General features: G+C 38.8%; 15 protein-coding genes. 4 read left to right on the top strand and 11 right to left on the bottom strand.

Features of this window, described 5'->3' with window-relative positions:
- Window positions 1-29: 29 nt before the first annotated feature.
- The 3 genes from E7274_RS07470 to E7274_RS07460 are packed head-to-tail and all read right to left on the bottom strand — an operon-like array spanning window position 30 to window position 3,569.
- Window positions 30-1,688, bottom strand: coding sequence for an ABC transporter substrate-binding protein (locus E7274_RS07470; protein ID WP_304174940.1), 1,659 nt, complete (start codon window positions 1,686-1,688; stop codon window positions 30-32).
- A gap of 44 nt (window positions 1,689-1,732) precedes the next feature.
- Window positions 1,733-2,644 carry a carbohydrate ABC transporter permease gene (locus E7274_RS07465; RefSeq protein ID WP_304174938.1) on the bottom strand — a complete coding sequence of 304 codons (912 nt, stop codon included), beginning with the start codon at window positions 2,642-2,644 and terminating at the stop codon, window positions 1,733-1,735.
- A 13-nt stretch (window positions 2,645-2,657) separates the two neighbouring features.
- Entirely contained in the window at window positions 2,658-3,569 is a 912-nt protein-coding gene (locus E7274_RS07460) for an ABC transporter permease (RefSeq protein ID WP_304174937.1), read from the bottom strand.
- A 263-nt stretch (window positions 3,570-3,832) separates the two neighbouring features.
- Here E7274_RS07460 and E7274_RS07455 point away from each other — a divergent pair, with 263 nt between their 5' ends.
- Genes E7274_RS07455 through E7274_RS07445 form a run of 3 tightly spaced genes read left to right on the top strand, consistent with a single transcriptional unit; the run spans window position 3,833 to window position 6,143 of the window.
- The gene (locus tag E7274_RS07455; RefSeq protein ID WP_304174935.1) at window positions 3,833-4,888 is read left to right on the top strand and encodes a LacI family DNA-binding transcriptional regulator; all 1,056 of its coding nucleotides are present in this window, start codon (window positions 3,833-3,835) and stop codon (window positions 4,886-4,888) included.
- A gap of 15 nt (window positions 4,889-4,903) precedes the next feature.
- Window positions 4,904-5,542 carry a YesL family protein gene (locus E7274_RS07450; protein WP_304174933.1) on the top strand — a complete coding sequence of 213 codons (639 nt, stop codon included), beginning with the start codon at window positions 4,904-4,906 and terminating at the stop codon, window positions 5,540-5,542.
- On the top strand, window positions 5,526-6,143 hold the full coding sequence (locus E7274_RS07445) for a hypothetical protein (protein ID WP_304174930.1): 618 nt from the start codon (window positions 5,526-5,528) through the stop codon (window positions 6,141-6,143). The genes E7274_RS07450 and E7274_RS07445 overlap by 17 nt, the downstream gene beginning before the upstream one ends.
- Here E7274_RS07445 and E7274_RS07440 read toward each other — a convergent pair.
- Both E7274_RS07440 and E7274_RS07435 read right to left on the bottom strand, forming a co-directional pair.
- Window positions 6,140-10,672: a hypothetical protein gene (locus E7274_RS07440; RefSeq protein ID WP_304174928.1), complete on the bottom strand. Its 4,533-nt coding sequence runs from the start codon at window positions 10,670-10,672 to the stop codon at window positions 6,140-6,142. The two genes, E7274_RS07445 and E7274_RS07440, sit on opposite strands and share 4 nt — an antisense overlap.
- A gap of 10 nt (window positions 10,673-10,682) precedes the next feature.
- The gene (locus E7274_RS07435; RefSeq protein WP_304174925.1) at window positions 10,683-12,179 is read right to left on the bottom strand and encodes a glycoside hydrolase family 32 protein; all 1,497 of its coding nucleotides are present in this window, start codon (window positions 12,177-12,179) and stop codon (window positions 10,683-10,685) included.
- Window positions 12,180-12,408: 229 nt separating this feature from the next.
- On the opposite strand from E7274_RS07435, the gene E7274_RS07430 reads away from it, so the two are divergent.
- On the top strand, window positions 12,409-13,464 hold the full coding sequence (locus tag E7274_RS07430) for a LacI family DNA-binding transcriptional regulator (protein WP_304174923.1): 1,056 nt from the start codon (window positions 12,409-12,411) through the stop codon (window positions 13,462-13,464).
- A gap of 16 nt (window positions 13,465-13,480) precedes the next feature.
- Here E7274_RS07430 and E7274_RS07425 read toward each other — a convergent pair whose 3' ends face one another.
- From E7274_RS07425 to E7274_RS07400, 6 genes are all read right to left on the bottom strand, one after another.
- Entirely contained in the window at window positions 13,481-14,377 is an 897-nt protein-coding gene (locus tag E7274_RS07425) for an alpha/beta hydrolase (RefSeq protein WP_304174921.1), read from the bottom strand.
- Between the two features lie 21 nt (window positions 14,378-14,398).
- Window positions 14,399-16,978 carry an ATP-dependent chaperone ClpB gene (clpB, locus tag E7274_RS07420; protein WP_304174919.1) on the bottom strand — a complete coding sequence of 860 codons (2,580 nt, stop codon included), beginning with the start codon at window positions 16,976-16,978 and terminating at the stop codon, window positions 14,399-14,401.
- A 115-nt stretch (window positions 16,979-17,093) separates the two neighbouring features.
- Window positions 17,094-17,834: a hypothetical protein gene (locus E7274_RS07415; RefSeq protein WP_304174917.1), complete on the bottom strand. Its 741-nt coding sequence runs from the start codon at window positions 17,832-17,834 to the stop codon at window positions 17,094-17,096.
- A gap of 443 nt (window positions 17,835-18,277) precedes the next feature.
- Window positions 18,278-18,718, bottom strand: coding sequence for an Hsp20/alpha crystallin family protein (locus E7274_RS07410; RefSeq protein WP_304174915.1), 441 nt, complete (start codon window positions 18,716-18,718; stop codon window positions 18,278-18,280).
- A gap of 718 nt (window positions 18,719-19,436) precedes the next feature.
- Complete coding sequence (locus E7274_RS07405; RefSeq protein WP_304174913.1) at window positions 19,437-22,001, bottom strand: heavy metal translocating P-type ATPase; 2,565 nt, start codon at window positions 21,999-22,001, stop codon at window positions 19,437-19,439.
- 12 nt (window positions 22,002-22,013) lie between these two features.
- Complete coding sequence (locus tag E7274_RS07400) at window positions 22,014-22,343, bottom strand: metal-sensing transcriptional repressor (protein ID WP_177175699.1); 330 nt, start codon at window positions 22,341-22,343, stop codon at window positions 22,014-22,016.
- Window positions 22,344-22,415 lie beyond the last annotated feature (72 nt).

Below are 22,415 nucleotides of genomic sequence, written 5' to 3'. Positions count from 1 at the left end.
TATTTCTAATTCCTTCCGTGTTTTATTTCTTAATTAGCATAGAAATCATCAAAGTATTTCTGATAGATTTCCAAATATTGATCTAAGCCATAGCTATCAACCTGATCAAGGTATGACTGCCATGTAGCATCTGTAATACCATCTCTAATAAACTCAGCCTTGCTTGAATTTAAGTAAGATACTAAATCTGTCTGAATAGCTGAAAGCTTTTCTGTATCATCAGCAGACATAAATACCTTTGGATATACATACTTGCAGTGCATATCATCTGTGTAGTAGTCCTTAATCCAATCAAGACGATACTGAGCATCATCTGGGCAAGTTACATAAACATCATAGTACTCATCTAATACTGCAAGTGGTCCGCCTACGCACTCTGCTTCACGAACCTCAACTGGTGATGCATCACCTAAAGCTGCATGCTTAAGCATTGGCTCACCGTTTGCATTCTCGCTAAGCTCGAAGATATCGAAATCATCATCCTCACCGTATGTACCCCAGTTGTTCTGTGGAGACTGGAATGGATCATACATCTGATCTAACCAAGCACATACTAATGCAGGGTTTGAACAAACACTTGTTACTACGCAACGTCCTCTATCAAAACCAGAAGTGAATGAACCGTTCTGTGGAGTAACGCTTACTGTATCTGCCTTAAGAGCTGCAAGTGGTACATAGTCCTGAATGTTGTCGATGTTTGCAACATCCCATGAGAAGCATACACCATATCTGTGTGATTTACCCTTTGCAACGTATGTTGACCAATCCTGTGTGAAGCACTCTGGATCGATTAAGCCTTCGCTGTAAAGCTTATGTAACCATTCTACACCATCTCTAAAACCATCTGTAGTTGCAGTACATACAACTTTTCCGTCATCATTTACTGCAATATGCTGACCCATATCTACATCACCGATACCATCGCCAAAACCATTAATCAAAAGGTTTGGATCCTGATCATTTACGATGCATGACATAGGAATGATGTCACCATCAATGTTAAACTCTTTCTGAAGCTCACTTGAGTGCTCCTGGAAAGCTAAAAGAACCTGCTCAAACTCATCTACTGTTGTAGGTGTTTCAAGTCCAAGAAAATCTAACCACTTCTGGTTGATGAATGTCATGTTGTTACCAACAGTCTGGATAGCAGTCTTTTCTGAACCAAGCTGCTCAATCCAAGGCAATGCCCAAATGTGACCATTTTCATCTTCGCACATTGTGCGATATTCTGGATACTTCTCGAATACAGTGCTTAAGTTTGGCATGTACTCATCAATGTAATCCTCTACAGGAATGATAACACCCTGATCTGCATATCTTAAAAGGTCACTATCACTGAAGCCTGCATTGAATACGAAATCTGTAAGTGTGTTTACATTTGCCATATTCAATGAAATCTTGTCGCCCCACTGATCTGATGAAATGGCTGTCCACTCAACATGTACGTTTGTGTCATCCTCAAGTCTCTTGAAGATTGTACGATTGTTTGGTTCCTCCTCTGTTCCTGTTGGGTAGCTAATCATACCTGTGATTGTTACCTTCTCATCCAAAGGAAATGATAGATTTGATACATCTACCTTGTCTGCGTTGCTTGCGCTGTTACCCTTTGATCCACAGCCTGTGAATGCTGACGCTGCCATAGTCATAGCAAGAGCGGCTGCTGCGAATCTCTTTACATTTTTCTTCATTTTATCTCCTCCATTTAATATATATAATAGCTACACGCTACTATTTATCCCTTAACTGAGCCAACCATAATTCCAGCATCGAAATACTTCTGGAAGAATGGATACATAACTAAAAGTGGCAAGCTTGAAATAATGATTGTTGAGTATTTTAATAACTCTGCAAGTCTTGCTCTTTCTGCTGTTGACTGCATATCTGCAATCATTCCTGCATCTGGCTGGTTCTGAATCAATATAGCTCTAAGCACCAACTGTAATGGCTGCTTTGAAGCTGTGTTTAAATAAATCATTGCATCGAAGTAGCTGTTCCACATTCCAACGAACTGCCATAAGCAAAGCACCGCAATAACTGGTGTACATACTGGAAGTAGAATCTTGAAGAATAATGTGAGCTCATTTGCTCCATCAACTTCTGCTGCTTCCCTAAGCTCTCCTGGGATTCCTTTATAATATGTACGTGCAATAATCATGTTCCAAACTGAGAATGCTCCTGGAAGAATTACTGCCCACATGCTATCAAGAAGACCAAGGTTGCTGATTAACAAATATGTAGGAATCAATCCACCGCCGAAGAACATTGTTATCATAAAAATTACGTTGAAAAACTTTTTTCCTTTGAAGTCATCCAATGACATTGGGTAGGCACAAAGCATTGTTATAGCGACTGATAGGAAGGTAAACAACAACGAATAAATTACGGCATTTCTAAAGCCTACCCAAATCTGTGAATTGGAAATAACTCTTTCATATGCTGTTAATGTCCATTTATCTAAGTCAAATGAGATTCCTTGGTTTTGCAATGTAATTGGATCCATAAATGAAGCAATTACTATGTAAACCATTGGCACGATTATGGCCAATACAAATAATCCTAAAAGTACATATCCAACTAATAAGAATGTTTTATCACCAGCTGAATACTTGGCAAATGTACTTTTCTTCTTTTTCTTATTCTCCATCGTATCCTCCCAATTACAGGCCCTGGCCGTCGTTCATTTTTTCAACAACTTTGTTTACTGATAAAAGTAAGATTAAGTTGATGACTGTATTGAACAAACCAACCGCTGTTGAATAACTGTAATTTCCATCCAACAAACCTTTTTTGTACACGTAAGTTGCAATGATTTCTGAAGCACCTAAGTTCAAGTCTGTCTGTAAAGCATATGCCTTTTCAAAACCAATGCTCATTATGTTACCAGCCTGTAAAATGAACTGGATGATTACCATATCTTTAATAGCAGGCCACTCAACTGCCTTTATCTGCTGGAAGATGTTTGCTCCATCAATCTGAGCTGCTTCCTTTAATTCCTGGCTGGCATTTGCAAGTGATGCTGTATACATGATTGATGCCCAACCTGCACCCTGCCAGATACCACTTATAATGTAGATAGGTCTGAATGCCTCTGGAAGTGTAAGGAAGTTGATTGTTGTATGGAACAACATATTAACTGGTCCTGTTACTGAAAGAAGAATTCTAACCATACCGCAAAGTACAATTACTGATATGAAGTTTGGCATGTATAAAACAAGCTGAATCTTTTGTTTGATCTTGCTGCTTTCTATTCTGTTAAGCAAAAGTGCAAGAATGATTGGAACTGGGAATCCCCATAACAATCCAAAAACACTAAGCTTTAATGTGTTTACCAGATATGAAATGAAATCCGGTGATGATAGGAATTGCTGAAAGTATTCAACCCCAACCCATTCGCTTCCGAAAAAGCCTTTGAAAGGACTGTACTTTTCAAATGCAATCAAAATACCACCCATTGGCAAATACTTAAAAATGATTGTAAGTAAAAGCGCTGGTCCCAAGAAGAAAACATATAGTCTCCAATGATGTGTCACATACGTAATCGTATTGTGAAATTTGCCTTCCTTTTCCATTTATCCTCCTCATATACACCCAAAACATTTGTGTGCGTTTGCACAACTTGTGTATGAATTTACTATACCATTTTTTACATTTGTGTCAATGCGATTTTGTTTATTTGTAACATTATTACAATACTCTACTTTTCTTTTTGTAAAAATGAACCATCTCAATTTTTACATTTGACAAATACATTTTTACATTTTATAATTTTACCAACGGATTTAGACAATAAATCCTACAGCGGATTTTTACATAAAATAAATAGGAGAATATAATGGCAAACAAAGTTACAATTCAAGATATTGCCGATGCACTTGGCGTTTCAAGAAACACCGTATCAAAGGCAATAAATAACACTGGCATCCTCGCCGATGCCACACGCGAAAAGGTATTAGCGAAAGCTGTTGAAATGGGGTACAAGCAGTTTTCATATGCAAATTCAGTTTCCGATATCTTCGGAGGAAGCATAGTGAAGAAACCAGAACACACTGGTGAAATAGCTCTTTTTACAGGAAGCTTTTTGGATAACTCCCATTTTGCTTCTACTATGTTAGATAAATTCCAGCACGAAATTACAGATTTGGGATATAGCATGTTGATGCATCGTGTTACTCCTGCCAATATTGCTGATATGGTTCTACCAGCCAGCTTTAACAAAGAGCACACAAAAGGCATCATCTGTGTAGAGATGTTCAATCAAAAATACTGCGAGATGCTTTGCAGCCTTGGCATACCAATGCTTTTTGTGGATGCACCTGTAGAAAGCTACAGCAAGCAGCTTGAAGCGGACGTGCTTATGATGGACAATTCCGCAGGCTTCTTTAACTTGATTTCTAATATGAAAGAACGCGGTGTTACAAAGATTGGATTTGTTGGTCAGGCAAATCACTGCCGCTCTTTCTTTGAAAGATATATGGCTTTCAGAAATGCAATGTATTTAAACAATCTTCCTATTGATGAAAAGTTTGATTTTTCAGATGTTCATCCACATGGGCCAGAATACTTTGCAAATCTTTTTAAAGCAATCTCAGCTCTTGATGAGCTTCCAGAATTACTTATCTGTGCAAACGATTTTGTTGCAATTGATATAATCAACTGCCTTAAGGTCCTTGATCGTTCTTATCCAAAGGATGTTATGATTGCAGGCTTCGATGATTCAGCAGAATCAAAGGTTATGACACCTGCTTTAACCACCTGTCACATTCACTCACAGATAATGGGCTTCACTGCTGCAAACCTTTTGGTATCTCGTATCGAACAGCCTGATTTAAACTATCGCACCGTTTATACTGAGACAAACCTTATTTATAGGGAATCTACTAGAGATTAATTAGTAGGAGATTTTATGAGAAATTTACTTAATTACGATGGTCCGGTTCTGACCTTTCTTACAAAGATTGTGTACAGCGTTTGGCTAAACATACTTTGGTTCATTTGCTGTATTCCAATCGTCACAATCGGCGCATCTACAACAGCTTTGTACTACTGCTGTCAAAAGATAGTAAAAGATGAAGAAGGCTATATTACAAAGGCTTTCTTTAAAGCTTTTAAGGATGATTTTAAGAAAAGCACTATTATCGGATTGATTATGACATTGCTAGGATGCATCATCCTCACAGATGGATACATTCTTTATCATCTTTGTTTTACATCAAAGCTTTGGACATTAATCAGTGCAGTACTTATCATTGCCTCTATCGCATATACGATAGTATTGCTTTGGATTTATCCTTTGCATGCACACTTCGAAAATACGATAGCTAATCTTTTCAAGAACTCAATTATGCTTGGAATGCGTTTCATTTTTTGCACTGTCATAATGTTTGGCGTATTTCTTATTATGGGATACATCGTATATTATGTTTGTACACCATGTATCATCCTGGGTGTTGGCACATGTGCACTTATTAATTCCATGCTAATGAAAAATATTTTGATTCAATGCGAGCTACAAAGCACTGAGAACTATGAAGAACAAAACTAATACATTTTCACAATTAAACAAAAAACAAAAGCTGCAGTACATCATGGATTACTACAAAATCCACATAATAGTCACTGCAGCTATTATTTGTATTCTTTTTTCTATCATAAGAACCGTACAAAAAAATCATGATATAGATTTATATGTGGCATATGTAAACATTGCCGCAGATGATAGTTTGCTTGAATCTATCGATGATGCGACAGGTCTTAACATTTCTAATTACACAAATCTACTTATCACTGAAGATCCAGCTAGCGACAATCTGGAGTATGCCTATGCATCCTCTATGAAGCTTATGTCTGCCATTAGTGCTGGCAAGCTTGATATTATTGTTGCTGATAGCTACGGCATCGAAATGGCTAATAACGCTGGATATCTTACAAATCCAAAGGATTATTTAGAGTCAAAAAATCCTGCTCTCGCAAACAAATTAGAAAACTATTATCTAGAGGATGAAGGTCAAGTTCCTTATGCCATTGATTTATCTTACTCTAATTTATTTGTTCAAGCAGGTTTTTCTGAACATCTTTATATTGGCATCGTTGCCTCTGAGGCGGTTTCCCCAGAGGTTTCCGATTACCTGTTATCAATCAACTAATCCACTGATTTAATATTAACCACTAATCTGCCGCCATCCCAGGCATCATTGCCTTCAGGATCTATAGCAAATAGTATTACATCACCTTTCTTTACATCTATTGTTTTATCAAATGTGGCTTCTCTTTCTGAATCAAAGTTTCCAGCTGTTTGATTCTCGAAGTAAATCTCCTGACCGTTAACTCTAATTCTCATGCAGGTTCCTGTAGCATTTTCATCTTCACTATTTGCAAACTTCACATAGCTTCCAGAAATGTTGATTGTGCCATCTTCTGCTACCACCCATTTGTAAGCTGCATTTCTGCCATTTCCTGGCTCTACAAAATCCGACTTAAGCTCTGGCTTGCCATCATTGTAATATCTGTTTGCTCCTGAATCGTAGCTTAACTCGCTAAAGTTAGCTCCATCCCAGTCGCACATTCCGTAGTACCATCCATCAGAACCCTGCTCTCCAAATGCAGATGCTAGGCTAGTATTATTTGTTCTGCCATCTGTTGCTGGATCATCTGATGGTTCTGGGTCTGTGTTTTCACCAGGAGTTTCTGGATTATCTGGATCATCTGGAGTCTCTGGATCATCTGGAATCTCTGGAGTCTCTGGCTCATCCTCCTCATCATTTCCTGTTCCATCAGAAATTTTGATTTCAAGACGTCCACCATCGTAGCTGTCATTGCCCTCAGGATTTACCGCAAATACGATTTCATCTCCCTCATGAACAACATACTCTTCATTGATATCTCTGGTTACTTCACTTGAGAAGTTTCCTTGAACACCGATAAACTTCTTTTCCTCTCCATTGATAAAGATTCGAATAACTACACCATCTGCTGCAGGATCATCGCTGCTAACAAACTTAGTATATTTTCCTGTTATCTTAATCTTTCCTGTTTCACCGGCTACCCATTTGTATGCAGCATTCTTACCATTTCCTGGTTCGACAAAATCTGCCTTCAGCTCTGGCTTGCCATTGTTGTAATATCTGTTGTTTTCTGTGTCCATTTCAAGCAATTCAAAGTTCTTGCCATCCCAGTCACACATTCCATAGTACCAACCATCTGAGCCCTGCTCACCAAATGCTTTTTTAAGGTCTGTATTATTTGTTCTACTTGATGCTGCTTCCTTTGCTTCGTATATGCTGACTGAAAGCTTGCCAGCATCATATGCATTATTTCCTTTTGCTGAGATTACAAATGATACCTTGTCTCCGCGATGAACCTCTTGCTTCGTGAACATGAAATCGATTTTGTTATCATTTCCATCACCTGCAAATACTGCAACATCCTGCTCAGTTAAAAGCTTATCATTTATGTAGATTTGAATCTTTGTACCATCTGGATAGCTTGGATTTGAATCATTCTGACCAAACTTTACATAATCTCCTAAAATATCAATTTTGCCGTCTGAATAAGCTACCCACTGATAAATGGCTGCTCCATCTTTTCCTGGATGTATATAATCCTTCTTTATTTCAAGACCTTCATTTTTACCTGAAAGATAAGCAGTTTTATCATCATTCATGTAATGAAGAACCTTTGCATCTTTCAGAGATGTTCCGTCTAAGAACCACCATCCATCCGTACCTTGCTCAATAGAGTCGATAGCACCAAGAACAGTATTGTTTGTTCTCTTTTTATCTCCTACTCCTACCTTTGTAGCATTGGCATCCTCAATGTCGATTTCAAGACGACCACCATCCCAGGCATTATTTTTATTACAACCAATATCAAAGGTAATTACATCTCCTGCTTTTACACTCAGCTTTGAAATATTAATATCTGTTTTGTTGCTTCGGTCTTCCCCTCGAGGACAAAAACAAGTTTCATCAAATATATCCTTGCCATTCTTGTAAACCGTTACTACTGTTCCATCAGGCCATGATGCATTTGGATCTTCGTGTCCAAATTTCACATAGGCTCCAGTTATATCAATTTGACCATCCACAGCAACAACCCACTTATACATTGCATGAGCATTGAGACGAGGCTGAACGAAATCCTTCTTAACCTCTAAGCCCTTAAGCTTTCTAGAGGTGTAGCCTGTACCGTCCTCTGTCTTCTGGCGAAGGACCTCTGCCTTATCTACACTCTTGCCTTCCCAGTAGTACCAACCATTGTTACCCTGCTCACCAAAATCTAAAGCAAGGTTAGCGTAGTTGCTACCACTATTGTTTACCATATCAACAGTTTTTAAATCTGCATCTTCAATTACAAATGTGAAATTACCACCGTCATAAGCAGTGTTTTCCTTGCCATCTACCATAAGTGTCAGACAATCACCAGCTTTCACATTTACCCCTTCCACCGACAAATCTTTTGTAACTTCCTTGTCTGTAAGAGGTTCGAAATCCTGCTGTTTAAGAATTTCATTGTTTTTCTTAAGATATACTGTTACACCATCTGGCCAATCAGGATTTGCATCCTCATTTTTTAGCTTTGTATAAGTCAATGAAATATCTACTGGACCAGTCTGAGCTGCAACCCATTTTACATTTGCTGATCTGCCTTTATTGGCTGGCATGATGTAATCTCTCTTTATTTCAATTCCGTCGTTAGTTGTGTACTTATCATTCTCTTTATAAGTTTCAACATTTACTGCAAAATCTGGATCAAGATAATATCCTGACTGGAATACCCATCCATTGCTTCCCTGCTTGCCAAAATCTTCCTGCATAGAAGCATTATTTGTTCTAGAGCCTCCTGTATAAGTAACATCCTTATGGGTCTTTCCTGTAAGAGGTGTTAATCCCTTGATTGAAAACTCATATTTTCCACCATCATAAGCATTGTTGTCCTTACCATTTACTACCATTGTGATGAAGTCATCTTTTTTAACAGACACTTTTTCTACGTTCAATGACTTTGTAATCTCTTTTTTAGTATCTGCTTCAAACTCTTCCTGAACTAATACTTCATCATTGTGGTAGATTGTTACTCTAGTACCATCAGGCCAGCTTGGATTCTTATCTTCATTTTTGAACTTGGTATAAGATGCATCGATTTTAATATCTCCAGTCTGAGCAACCTTCCACTTGATTACTGCCGATTTGCCCTTTCCTGTATTTACAAAATCACGCTTGATTTCCAAATAGCTGCTATCAAAATATCTATCTTCTTCAGTTTCAAAGTTTTGCATGTTATATGAACCAGTTGGCTCATCTCCAAAACCATCCTGATAGAACCATCCGTTTTTACCCTGCTCACCAAAATCATATTTTACATCTGCAAAGTTCTGTCTGGTTTCTGATTCATCTATCTGAACATCTGCTTCTGTAGTTGCTCCTGTTCTATCGATGATGTTGATATCGAAACATCCACCGTCATATGATGAGTTGATTCCTGCATCAACAACAAAATATAGCTTATCTTCTGTTGTTACCTCTAAGTCCTGCTCTCTAAAGGAAATGCTGTTTTCTCCCTTTGCTGGAGCAGCTACCTTCTTGTTGAATAGTTTTTCACCATTCTTGTAAACAGATACAACTACCCCGTCTGGCCATGTTGGATCACCATCGTTTTGCTCAAACTTGGTGTACTTTCCTCTGACCTCAATCTTTCCATCCACTGCTGGCTGCCAGCAAAGCATTGCCTCGTCATTTATAGCTGGATGGATGAAATACTGGCTAATTGTAAGATTTGGAGACGTAACATTCATGTATGCTCCATCTTTTTCTGTGGATACAAGCTTGGCATCCTTTACACTTTTACCGTAAAGATATGTCCAACCATTATTTCCCTGCTTTCCAAAATCTTCCTGAGAATTAGCATTGTTATTCTCTCTTGTGGTATCTACTGAAGCAGTTGGCCCTTTAGCGTTTACATCGTTGATTGCAACATAAAGTGAACCGCCGTCAAATGCATTGTTCATATTTGGGTCGACGATAAAGTAAAGGCTCTCCAATTCTTCCACAGATAAATCCTTAATTGTTTCCTCTACAACCTCTTCCTTATCTGTACTTACATCTACTTCGTATCTGCCAATTGCTTCATCGCCCTTGTACACATAAAGAGTGACACCATCTGGATAAGAAGGATTCTTGTCCTTGTTAGCATTCTTTACGTAAGTCAGCTGTACATTTACCTTACCTGCGTCTGCCGCTCGCCACTCAAGAATTGGCGCCGTTCCTTCGGCAGTGTGTATAAAGTTTGATTTTATTTCCATACCCGTTTTACCAAGCTGGAAATATTTCTCCCCGTCATAAGACTCAAGTCTTCTGGATTTACAAGGGTCCAAGGCTGAACCATATCTATAAAACCAACCGTTATTTCCCTGTTCTCCAAAATCCGCCACATTAAATGCATTGTTTGTTCTGCTTGGATCATCCACAAATTCAGGCTCTACGTATTCGTCTGAAAAAAATGAATCCGGCCATCCGCCTCCTAAAGCTATCACCTCATCCCTAATTTCCATAGGATGATTTGTCATGACAACCGCAGTAACTGCAATAGCTGCCGTGGTTCCCGATGCTATCAGCGCCGTTTTCACCTTGTGAGCCAAGACAGCCTGAAGCACCTTGCTAAAACCCTTTTTTAACATTATTCCCCTCCTACTTACTAATGCTCATATTTTCGAATACCACATTAGAATTAACTGAGAAAATTCCCCATTCCATTCCCTGTGATAAATACATGCGAGTCGTAAAAGCAAGCTCATCGTTTACATACATACAAACAACTCCATCAGAAATCACCATTGATACATGCAGCTCTTTTTCCTTTGACAAATCAAAATCAATATAAGATTGAGCACTTATTTCCATTATGTTGCTGCCGTTGTAAAACTCGATTCTATTATTTGCCCCGTTGAAAATGATGTTGAGATTGCCCACATTTTCAGTGTTTGTATTGAAGCAAAAGCCAAACATACCATCAGCGTCAAAATCCCTAATGTCTGTTTTTACAAGGTAGCTTCCCATCAGATTCTTAAAGCCAACCATTTCGTATTTGTCGCCGCTAAAGGTATAGGTTGTACCGTCTGCTTTCACAGTCTCTGTCATTTTCAGTGGTTCCAAATCAAGTTCATGTATCAGCTTCTTATTAATCTCTGGATTCAATACTGGTGATAATGTTCCATCATCATTTTGATTCAAAAGATGAGAGACCATATTTCCACCCCAATCATACTCTCCAGTATCCTGGTGTTCCTTCTTGGTTCCATTCCAGCCTACTACATAAAGATTTTCTCCATCTGTCTCCAATCTTCCTGCGTAGAATCCATTGCAATCAAATGCATCTCTTTCAGGCTTTTCAAATGGACCATCCAAAGAATCTGATACTCGATAGTGAACAACTCTGTTTGGCCACTGATCAGAAAATGCCAAATAGTATTTTCCTTTATATTGAAGAAGAGATGGACACTCCATATTTGAATCGGTTCCCAAGTCATTCTCAAAAAAGACTCCCCCGTCAGTCCATTTACTCAAATCTTTGGATGTGTATTTTACGATAACTCCCTTATTTTCAAAACGAGTGGTTACAAGCATCTCATAGCATTTATCATCAACCGAATAATAAACATATGGATCTCTGAAATCATCTGTGGAGTACTTGCCCGCACCTGTAAACGTATCTGCTGGAATCTTTTCCCAGTTTTCTAAATCCGAACTTGTGGCATGCATCACAGCTTCCTTGGGTTCATATGTGTCATTATGGCCTGTGTAAAAGGCATGATAGATTCCTTTGTCATCCTTGATTACGCTTCCTGTACCAAGTGCAATATCCTGACTTTCGACAGTATCTCCATAATTAATCACCACACCCTTGTCATCATACTCTGTAAAATCGCTGGTCTGAATCAAAGCCCATGGATGATAACCCTGTTTTCCATTTCGTTGATCAGCCAAATAGAAAACATTATATTTTCCATCATCATAAAAAGGCATTGTATCTCCAATAAATCCTTCTACCGAAGCTGGAAACAACTCATAATTATCATATTCTTCTCCCAGGTACTTCTCTTCCTCTGCCTCTACTGTTTGATTGCCACATCCTACCATGTTTAAACCCATGATACCGGCCAAAATCACTACCGCTGCTTTTCTCATATTACCTCCCTAAGGTGCATTTGCACTATATCTTGCACCATAAATTTTACATTCATGGTGCATATAAATCAATAACGCTTTGCAAAAGTAACATATTTTTGTGCAAATGTAATCAAACGCACCATTCATTTTGTTAGAAATTACATACTAGACTATTTCAAAATGTTACAATTGACACATTTATCACCTTCAAGTATGATTGATATTAGATTAAATTTAGGAGATTACTATGAGTAAAAGGGTTACTTTACAAGAAATTGCAGACGCTCTTGGATTGTCACGAAATACGGTTTCAAGAGCTCTTAATAATACAGGAAATGTTTCAGAAGAAACAAGAAATCAGATATGCCAAACTGCCATTTCAATGGGATATAAGCAATTTAGTATGCCTGATTCAAGAGCCATGTACAATGGTACAGTGAGTGCAAAGTTACCTGCTTCAGATGGAAAAACTGAAATTGCTTTGTTTACACATTCCTTCCCAGGCTACTCTCACTCTGGAACCAAGCTTTTAGAAGCATTCCAGCACAAAATCGATAGCCTTGGTTACAAATTAACTATCAACATTATCAGAGATTATGAAATAGACAATCTATGTTTTCCTAGCAATCTTAACATTGATAATATTGCCGGCATTCTATGTATAGAGCTTTTTTCCGAAAAGTACAGCGAGTTTTTGTGCAGACAAAATATCCCTCTTCTCTTTATAGATAGCCCTATATCCCATCGCTGTGAAATAAATGCAGATGTTTTATACATGGAAAATCTATCAAGCTCGTATCACATGCTTGATACTTTGATAAAAAAAGAATGCAAGAATGTGTCCTTCGTAGGTGACCGTTTCCACTGCCAATCATTCTTTGAAAGATGGCAAGCATACGTGTCTGTTCTTGCAGATAAAGGAATTAATATAGATACAGCAAACTGCATATTAGAGGATGACAGTTGTCCATATTCAGATGTTTTATGGCTTAGCGAAAAAATAAAAGCCCTTAAAACCATGCCAGATTTGTTTTTCTGTGCAAACGACTTCTTGGCAATGTCGGTTTTAAAGGCTCTTAGATTATTAGGCAAGGATGCTCCTGCAGATGTAAAGGTGTGCGGCTTTGATGATGCCCCTGAGGCAGCCCTTTTAGAGCCAAGCCTCACAACCGTTAAAATCCATAGCAGTTCTATGGGTTACACAGCTGCAGAAATTCTTCTTTCTAGAATTGCAAATCCTCTTATGCCATATAAGAAAACATACATCGAAACTGATGTTATATATAGGGATTCCACTAAATAAGTGGAATCCCTTATTTTTATTTTATGTATTTTTTGAAGAAAGCAGCCTCATCCTGGTTGATTTGTTTTGCCTCTTCAAGATTCATATTAACATGGCACACATGTCCCATGTATTCCTGACCTTCCTCTCCATACAGCTTCCATTCTGTATCAATTCCCTTGTCCTTAAGGAAATTGTACATAGGCTCTGCATTAGCTTTTAGGAAATCATAGTAGGATGTCATAACATAGGCTGGTGGGAAGTTTTCAGTAATGTGACCTAAAACATCAAGCTGTTTCTTTACTTCATCATCGTCTCTTCCAACATACATGTTGTACAAATCCTGAGTAAATTTTTCATTTCCCTTTCCACCTGCTTCAAGGCCAAATTTGTACATGCCACAATTGAGAGCAATAGCCCTAACCTTTATTTCCTGTGGGGTGCTGAATGGAAATAGCTTTTCATACTCTGGATTTGTAAAGATAGCTGCATAGTGGCTGCACATCTGTGCTCCAGCAGAATCTCCCACTAAGAATACATTGTTAATATCAATATTGTACTGAGTGGCATTTTTCACAATCCACTGCATTACCTGATTAATCTCACTAAGCTGAGATGGGAACTTAGCTTTTGGTGCCAAATGATAGTTGAAATTAACAACTGTGAATCCAAGGCCTGCAAGATATACACAATAGTGTTTGTAAATCTCCTTTGTGCCGTAGATATATCCGCCGCCATGAATACTGACAATTGTTGGTTGAATTTCATTTATGCCCTTCTTGAAATAAACATCTAAAAGGTTGTATTTATCGCTGTTTCCAAGGTAGTTGATGTTTGTTTCAAGCTCGATATCATCTGGTATTGTCAATGTAGAATCCCTCTTTTTGTCCCCCTTTGCTGCCATGTACTTAAACATGAATGTTTGAAATGACATAATACATTATCCTCCTGTGTCTTAACTAAACAGCTTGGTTCCATCTGAATCAATTGTGATAGTTGAACCTTCGCTTATGTCTCCTGCAAGTATGATTTTAGCTGCCATAGTCTCCACATTTTTCTGAATGTATCTGCGAAGAGGACGAGCGCCATATACTGGATCGTAGCCCTGATCAATGACGAACTGCTTTGCTGCTGGAGTAAGTTCGATCTTTAGCTGTCTGTCTTCAAGTCTACCATTTAGCTCAGCCATAATCAAATCAACTATTCCACCAATATTGCTCTTTGTAAGTGGCTTAAACATGATGATTTCGTCCAGTCGATTTAAAAACTCTGGTCTAAATGAATTTCTCAAATCATTCATTACCAAATCATTTGTCGCTTGGGTGATTTCACCAGTATTTTCATCGATTCCCTCAAGCAAATACTGAGAGCCGATGTTGCTGGTTAGAATAATAATTGTATTTTTGAAATCAACTGTACGGCCTTGTGAATCGGTGATTCGACCATCATCAAGTACCTGTAATAAAACATTGAATACATCAGGATGTGCTTTTTCTACTTCATCAAAAAGTACTACCGAATATGGCTTACGGCGAACTGCCTCAGTAAGCTGACCGCCCTCATCATATCCTACATATCCTGGAGGTGCTCCTATAAGTCTGCTGACGCTAAACTTTTCCATGTACTCCGACATATCAAGACGAACCATGGCGTTTTCATCATCAAATAGTGCCTGAGCTAATGTCTTTGCAAGCTCTGTTTTACCAACACCTGTAGGACCAAGGAAAAGGAATGATCCGATTGGCTTGCTTGGATCCTTTATTCCTGCCTTTGAACGAATTATAGCTTCTGACACAAGCTTTACAGCCTCATCCTGTCCCATAACTCGTTTGTGCAATTCCTCATCAAGATGAAGTGTCTTGCTGCGCTCTGTTTCATTAAGCTTTGCTACAGGAATACCTGTCCATCTTGAAATGATTCTTGCAATTTCTTCCTCTGAAACATTTTCATGAACCAGGCCTGTATCTCTAGCTTTAAGCTTTTCTTCTGCTTCTGCAAGTCGTGCTTCAAGCTCTGGTAGCTTACCATACTGAAGCTTTGCAGCCTCCTCCAAATCGTATTTCTGCTGTGCAACCTTTATCTGGCCCTGCACATCATCAAGCTCTTCTTTGATTTTTGCCACATCCTCAACAAGCTTTTTCTCATTATCCCATGCAGCCTTCTTTGTGTTGTATTCATCACGAAGCTCTGACAATTCTTTTTGTAAATCTACAAGTCGCTCCTGAGATAATCTATCTGTCTCTTTCTTAAGAGCAGCCTCCTCGATTTCCAACTGCATTACTCTTCGATTCATCTCATCCATTTCAGCTGGCATGGAATCAAGCTCTGTCTTAATAAGTGCACAAGCCTCATCTACAAGATCGATAGCCTTATCTGGAAGGAATCTATCGGAAATGTATCTGTTAGAAAGTGTTGCTGCGCTAACTAATGCACCATCTGTAATCTTTACTCCATGGAATACTTCGTAGCGTTCCTTAAGTCCTCTAAGAATAGAGATTGTGTCTTCAACTGTTGGCTCGTCAACCATTACAGGCTGGAAACGTCTTTCAAGAGCAGCATCCTTTTCAATGTACTCACGGTATTCATCAAGAGTTGTGGCACCGATACAATGAAGCTCGCCACGGGCAAGCATTGGCTTAAGCATGTTTCCTGCATCAAGACCACCATTGCCATTTTTACCAGCACCAATGATCGTATGAAGCTCATCTATGAAAAGAATGATTTCTCCATCAGAGTTTTTAATCTCATCAAGAACAGCTTTCAACCTTTCCTCAAACTCACCCTGGTATTTGGCACCTGCAATCATTGAGCCAATCTCAAGTGAAAATACCTTTTTGTTTTTAAGTGCTTCAGGCACATCACCTCTAACAATACGCTGAGCCAAGCCCTCTACAACTGCTGTCTTACCAACACCAGGCTCACCAATAAGAACTGGATTGTTCTTTGTCTTACGGCTAAGGATTCTGATGACATTTCTGATTTCTTCATCACGGCCGATTACAGGATCAAGCTTATTTTCTCTAGCTCTTTCTACCAAATCGTATCCATATTTTTCAAGTGTGTCATAGGTTGCTTCTGGATTATCCGTATTTACGGTTTGGTTCCCTCTGACAGTTGCAAGCACTGCAAGGAATGAATCCCTTGTAATATTGAATGCCTTAAAAATATTCTTAATAGGTGTGCTTGGTTTCTTAATCATAGCAAGCATCAAATGCTCAACTGAGACGTAGCTGTCGCGCATTGATTTTGCTTCGTCCTCAGCATAAGTAAGAACATAATTGAGATGCTGACCTACTCGAAGCTCACCACCCTGCACCTTTACTCTGGCTTGAAGTGCTGCATCTACAGCATTTTTGAATTGTTCCACATCGATGTTCATCTTGCTAATCAATGATGGAATCAATCCATTCTCCTGGCGTAACAGCGCCATCAGCAAATGCTCCTGCTCTATCTCCTGATTGCCATAATCCATGGCTATTTTTTCGCATGCATTAATTGCTTCGATTGATTTTTGTGTAAATTTTTGGATGTTCATAATCTCACCTCCACCCGTTATTTATCTTGTAATTATGTTCTAACACAAAAATTAGCACTCGACAAGTCCGAGTGCTAATAATTAATAATTATTTAAGAATTTGTGGAACAGCTTATCAATTAGTTCTATCGTATACATGTAAATCATAGTGGTTGGAATACATATCTTCCAAACTTTCTACATCTACATCCCCACTAATTAGAAGTCTATCAAAAGATTGCGATGCACGATGCTGACGATAGTCTTCATAACACATGTAAGCAAATGCCTCCATTAATGTGGCATTAGGCTTATAAATAAAATGAATATCTATAATATCCGGATTAAACAAATATGTTTTTGTACCAATAGAATATGAACGAACTGCAACAATTGGCCTTTCTTTTGTGCTACTTTCATGGAAATATGCAGTCAGTTTATATGCATCAATATTTGCTCCACCGACTACACAGCTACCTAATTCTTCGTATACTGGTGGCTGAGGATCAAAATCGTATTGATTTATATTGCTAAGTTCTATAGCACTAGCCAGCTTTTGCAGTTCATTAAATAATGTCATATTACCAATAGTGATTGCCGTGTGCTTTGCATAGTCCGTTAAAGATACAAAATCATATTTTTCATTTTCATTAAAGCCTGTTGGCTTAACTGCCTCGATAGCAGCATCACTAAAATAATAATCTGGGTAATTGTCTCGAATGTAAGCAAGAAAAGTTTTGAAGTCAGAGAAAGTACAGCGATGTAGGTCAATGTTTTCGATTTCGTCCCGTGTGACTTTCCGGACTTGCACCTCATCGCTATTTGCTCCAATTTGATATTTTAAATGCGTTCTAAATAAAATATCTGTTGTTTCCATAATTATAATCTCCCCTTCTACAGCATAATAGCACATATAGTGCCATCTGTATATACCCCTACAAAATGTTGTAAGAACTTTATTAAATTATACTAAAATTAAATATTGGGGTTTATACAAGTTTAATATGTTTTAATGTTTAATGTAGGTAAAGCTAGGTCACATCATACATGGCAAAGCCTCTGGTCAGCATTGGGGGCTACTGCCTAGGATGAAAAATAAGAAATAGGCAGTAGCTTTTGAGGTCAGTGTGGCGTAACTAGACCACATATGCTAGTGCTAAGTTGATTAGTCTTTGGCTTGCGAAAGTGTTTTTCTTTAAACTGCCTCAAAACAGTAAAAAGACTACTATCTAATCTAGAAAATCTATTTTAGATAGTAGCCTTTGAGAGCTTTTGATAAAATTACGCCACATTGAATGATTTGAGCTTGAGTTAAACAAGTTATCCTTCAATAGCTATGTATTTTGTTTCATCTTTCTGAGGAATTTCTTCCTTCTTAGGTACGCTTAGGGTAAGAACTCCATCTTTGTATGCTGCATGAATATCTTCCTGTGTGATGTTATCACCTACATAGAAGCTTCTGCTGCAAGAGCCTGTGTAGCGCTCGCGACGGATGTAGTTGCCATCATCGTCCTGACTGTCGTTGTTCTGATTTGTTTCAGCTTTGATTGTAAGATATCCATCTTTCAACTCGGCTTTAATATCTTCCTTTGAGAATCCTGGAAGATTCATATCTACTTGATAACCGTTCTCGGTTTCTTTCACATCTGTTGTCATCATTCTTGCGAAGTCATTATCGAAATTTCTTCCAAATCCTGTGACACGTGGTACTCCAAAGAAATCATCCATAAAATCATTTGATAAAATACTAGGCATTAACATAATACTTACCTCCTTTTATTTACGGGCTTCTTTGAGCCTGATTGTTAATGTGGTTAAAGAAGAACTTCTTTTGTTCCTCTTTGTGATTATGTTATAACTCCAAAATTAGCACTCGTCAAGTGCGAGTGCTAATAATTTATAATTATTTAATATTTTGTTTATAATTTGTCTGACACTTCCTACACTCAACATCTTCACTAATCATCGTAAACTTGCTTCTTTAAACATATATCATCCATCTTTGCAATCAATTATTTCTGATACCCCTAATGCCTTAAGGAAGAAATCCTTAGTGTGGCATAACTTTTTAAGAGACTACTGCCTAAACTAGATTATCCTAGATTAGGCAGTAGCCTTTTTGATATTTGGGGACAGATATAATCGAAATACTTTTGTATGCTAAAAACTAATCAACTTATCATTAGGAATGTCGTCTAGTTACGCCACACTTCCCTTGAAAACTACTGCCTATTTCTTATTTTTTATTCTAGGCAGTAGTCCCCTAGTGATGACTTGTGGCTTCGCCACAATCCAAGTTTCAAACCTGCTTGACTAACATTTATCTGCCAAAAGTTATGAAGTCAAGGGAGCGAAGCTCCGAAGGCCTGCCCTTGACTGAAATAGCTTGGCAGATATGATGTGTCTAGCAGGTTGAAACACAAAAGAGACCAGACGAAAGTCTGGCCTCACATTATACTAATATAGCTATATTCAATTACTATTTAATGCCTACGAATTCGTAGCCTGCGGCTTCTACTGCAGCCTTAAGATCTGCCTCAGCAACATCAGCTGAAGTCTTAAGTGTAACAAGGTTTGCCTCGTGATTTGCTGTAGCCTCTTCTACTCCGTTGATTTTCTCAAGGGCTTCCTTTACGTGTGCTTCGCAGTGAGCGCACATCATTCCTTTTACTGTAATTTCCATTGTTGATTTGTCCTCCTTTATTTCTCCAGCTGATAAGCGCTGGCTGTTTACTAATAATTTTTCATGACCAAGAGATTTCTTGATTGCTTTATCCTTGCCATGCTCATGCATCTTAAATAGATTCAAGCGCAGGGCATTTGTTACAACGCAGAAGCTTGATAAGCTCATGGCCGCCGCGCCAAACATTGGATTCAAAGTCCAGCCGAATGCATGTATATATGCACCTGCTGCAAGTGGTATTCCAATAACATTGTAGAAGAATGCCCAGAATAGATTCTCATGAATATTTCTTAATGTTGCGCGGCTGAGTCTGATTGCTGCTGCAACATCTGAAAGTCTACTTTTCATAAGAACTACATCTGCTGCATCAATAGCAACATCTGTACCTGCACCAATAGCGATTCCCATATCTGCGCAGGTAAGTGCTGGCGCATCATTGATTCCATCACCTACCATGGCAACCTTACCATACTGCTGCAATGCTCGGATTACTTCCTCTTTGCCATCTGGCTTAACTCCTGCTACAACTTCATCCACACCTGCCTCCGTTGCTATGGCTGCTGCAGTCTTTTCATTGTCACCAGTAAGCATTACAACGTGGATACCCAAGTTTTTCAAATGTTCTATTGCTTCTGCAGAATCTTCCTTTATAACATCTGCAACAGAAATAATTCCTAGATACTTGCCATTCTTTGCAAAGAATAATGGTGTCTCGCCCTTTTCCGCTAGTCTATCTGCAAGCTCAATTATTTCTTTACTAACAGTCACATGCTGTTTTATAAGGTCAAGGTTTCCTCCGTAGACTTTCTCTCCATCCAAAATAGCTGTGATTCCATTTCCAGATAGAACCTTAAAGTCTGTAACCTCAGCTGGCTCCATACCATGTTCCAGACCATTTTCTACAATAGCTTTAGCTAGCGGATGCTCTGATTTATTCTCTACTGCGAAGGCAACTCGAAGAAGATCCACATCATCCACATCCTCGGCTTCAAAGATACCAACCACCTTTGGTTCACCTTTTGTGATTGTACCTGTTTTATCAAGGGCGACAATCTGAACCTTTCCTGTTTCTTCAAGAGATACAGCTGTCTTGAACATGATGCCATTCTTGGCACCCATGCCATTTCCTACCATGATGGCAACAGGTGTAGCAAGGCCAAGGGCACATGGGCAACTGATTACAAGGACAGAAATTGCTCTAGCAAGAGCATAGCCCACAGGCTGACCAACAAGCATCCACACAATAAATGTGATTATCGCAATTACGATAACTGTTGGAACAAATACGCCTGATACCTTATCTGCGATTTTAGCAATTGGCGCCTTTGTAGCTGCTGCATCACTAACCATCTGGATAATCTGAGAAAGTGTTGTATCTTTACCAACTCTAGTGGCTTCGCATACCATGTAGCCACTTTCGTTGCTTGTGGCAGCCGAAACCGAATCACCTACTGTCTTATCAACAGGAATACTTTCACCTGTAAGGGCAGATTCATTAACTGCACTACTTCCATCTACAACGATTCCATCCACCGGGATATTGTCACCAGGCTTTACAACAAATCTGTCTCCTATTTTGACCTGTTCGATAGGTACTTCTGTCTCTACTCCATCCTTTAATACAACTGCTGTCTTGGCAGCAAGCTTCATCAAATCCTTTAGGGCATTGGTGGTTCTTCCCTTTGAAATAGATTCCAGTAACTTGCCAACTGTAATCAGTGTAAGAATCATAGCCGCTGATTCAAAATAGAACTCCATCATATATTCCATGACTTTGTCCATATCACCATCAACCATAGCTGATGTCATTGCAAATAATGCAAATACACTGTATCCAAATGATGCTGTTGCACCAAGGGCCACAAGAGTGTCCATATTAGGTGCACCATGCATGAGCCCTCTAAATCCGCTGACAAAAAACTTTTGATTGATAATCATAATCGCGATTGTAAGAAGCATTTCATACAATCCCATAGCGATATGATTTCCATCCAGGAAACCTGGCAGAGGCCAATCCAAAAGCATATGTCCCATCGACACATACATGAGAGGGATCAGTAGTATCACTGAAGCGATTAATCTATTTCTAATCTTTGGCGTCTCTGTATCAATAAGTTCATTGTCATAATTTGGCACTGAAGCACTTGCTCCTGCAGAACCATCTGCCTTTAAGCTGGCACCATAGCCTGCATTCTCGATAGCCTTTATGATTTCAGCAGGGTCTGCATTTCCCTCAACTCCCATTGAATTCGTTAGAAGACTAACTGCACAACTGTCCACACCAGGAACTGCGGATACGGCTTTTTCCACCCTAGCCTGACATGCAGCGCAGCTCATGCCTGTCACATTATATTGTTCCATATAACACCATCCTTATTTCATTAGTTTTTGAAGAACCGTTACAAGCTCGTCTACCACCTCTTCGTCGCCATTGCGGATGTTGTCGGCAACGCATGTCTTTACATGATTTGCAAGCAACACCTTGTTGAAGCTATTGAGAGCTGATGTAATGGCAGAAACCTGCATGAGAATATCTGTGCAATACGCATCCTTCTCAAGCATACTTTCCACTCCGCGAACCTGTCCCTCAATTCTTTTGAGACGATTCATCAAATCCTTAAATTCTTTATCCTCGCGACTTTTGTGCTTGCCAGAGCAACAGCATTCGCAAGTTTCCTCTATTAATTCGTCCTTATTTCCCATGATTAGCACTCCTTTATATACCCCCGAGGGGTATCCTCTTCGTTAAGACGATAATATACCCCCATAGGGTAT

The sequence above is a fragment of the Pseudobutyrivibrio ruminis genome (genome assembly GCF_015057245.1).
In the GTDB taxonomy this organism is placed as follows: Bacteria; Bacillota; Clostridia; order Lachnospirales; family Lachnospiraceae; genus Pseudobutyrivibrio; species Pseudobutyrivibrio ruminis_E.
The sequence above is the reverse complement of the archived record's forward strand: the minus strand, read 5'-3'. Positions and strand labels throughout refer to the sequence as shown.

Coding starts and splice junctions, on each gene's coding strand:
- E7274_RS07470 (WP_304174940.1), bottom strand. CDS start 1,688: ATGAAGAAAAATGTAAAGAGATTCGCAGCAGCCGCTCTTGCTATGACT.
- E7274_RS07465 (WP_304174938.1), bottom strand. CDS start 2,644: ATGGAGAATAAGAAAAAGAAGAAAAGTACATTTGCCAAGTATTCAGCT.
- E7274_RS07460 (WP_304174937.1), bottom strand. CDS start 3,569: ATGGAAAAGGAAGGCAAATTTCACAATACGATTACGTATGTGACACAT.
- E7274_RS07455 (WP_304174935.1), top strand. CDS start 3,833: ATGGCAAACAAAGTTACAATTCAAGATATTGCCGATGCACTTGGCGTT.
- E7274_RS07450 (WP_304174933.1), top strand. CDS start 4,904: ATGAGAAATTTACTTAATTACGATGGTCCGGTTCTGACCTTTCTTACA.
- E7274_RS07445 (WP_304174930.1), top strand. CDS start 5,526: ATGAAGAACAAAACTAATACATTTTCACAATTAAACAAAAAACAAAAG.
- E7274_RS07440 (WP_304174928.1), bottom strand. CDS start 10,672: ATGTTAAAAAAGGGTTTTAGCAAGGTGCTTCAGGCTGTCTTGGCTCAC.
- E7274_RS07435 (WP_304174925.1), bottom strand. CDS start 12,179: ATGAGAAAAGCAGCGGTAGTGATTTTGGCCGGTATCATGGGTTTAAAC.
- E7274_RS07430 (WP_304174923.1), top strand. CDS start 12,409: ATGAGTAAAAGGGTTACTTTACAAGAAATTGCAGACGCTCTTGGATTG.
- E7274_RS07425 (WP_304174921.1), bottom strand. CDS start 14,377: ATGTCATTTCAAACATTCATGTTTAAGTACATGGCAGCAAAGGGGGAC.
- clpB (WP_304174919.1), bottom strand. CDS start 16,978: ATGAACATCCAAAAATTTACACAAAAATCAATCGAAGCAATTAATGCA.
- E7274_RS07415 (WP_304174917.1), bottom strand. CDS start 17,834: ATGGAAACAACAGATATTTTATTTAGAACGCATTTAAAATATCAAATT.
- E7274_RS07410 (WP_304174915.1), bottom strand. CDS start 18,718: ATGTTAATGCCTAGTATTTTATCAAATGATTTTATGGATGATTTCTTT.
- E7274_RS07405 (WP_304174913.1), bottom strand. CDS start 22,001: ATGGAACAATATAATGTGACAGGCATGAGCTGCGCTGCATGTCAGGCT.
- E7274_RS07400 (WP_177175699.1), bottom strand. CDS start 22,343: ATGGGAAATAAGGACGAATTAATAGAGGAAACTTGCGAATGCTGTTGC.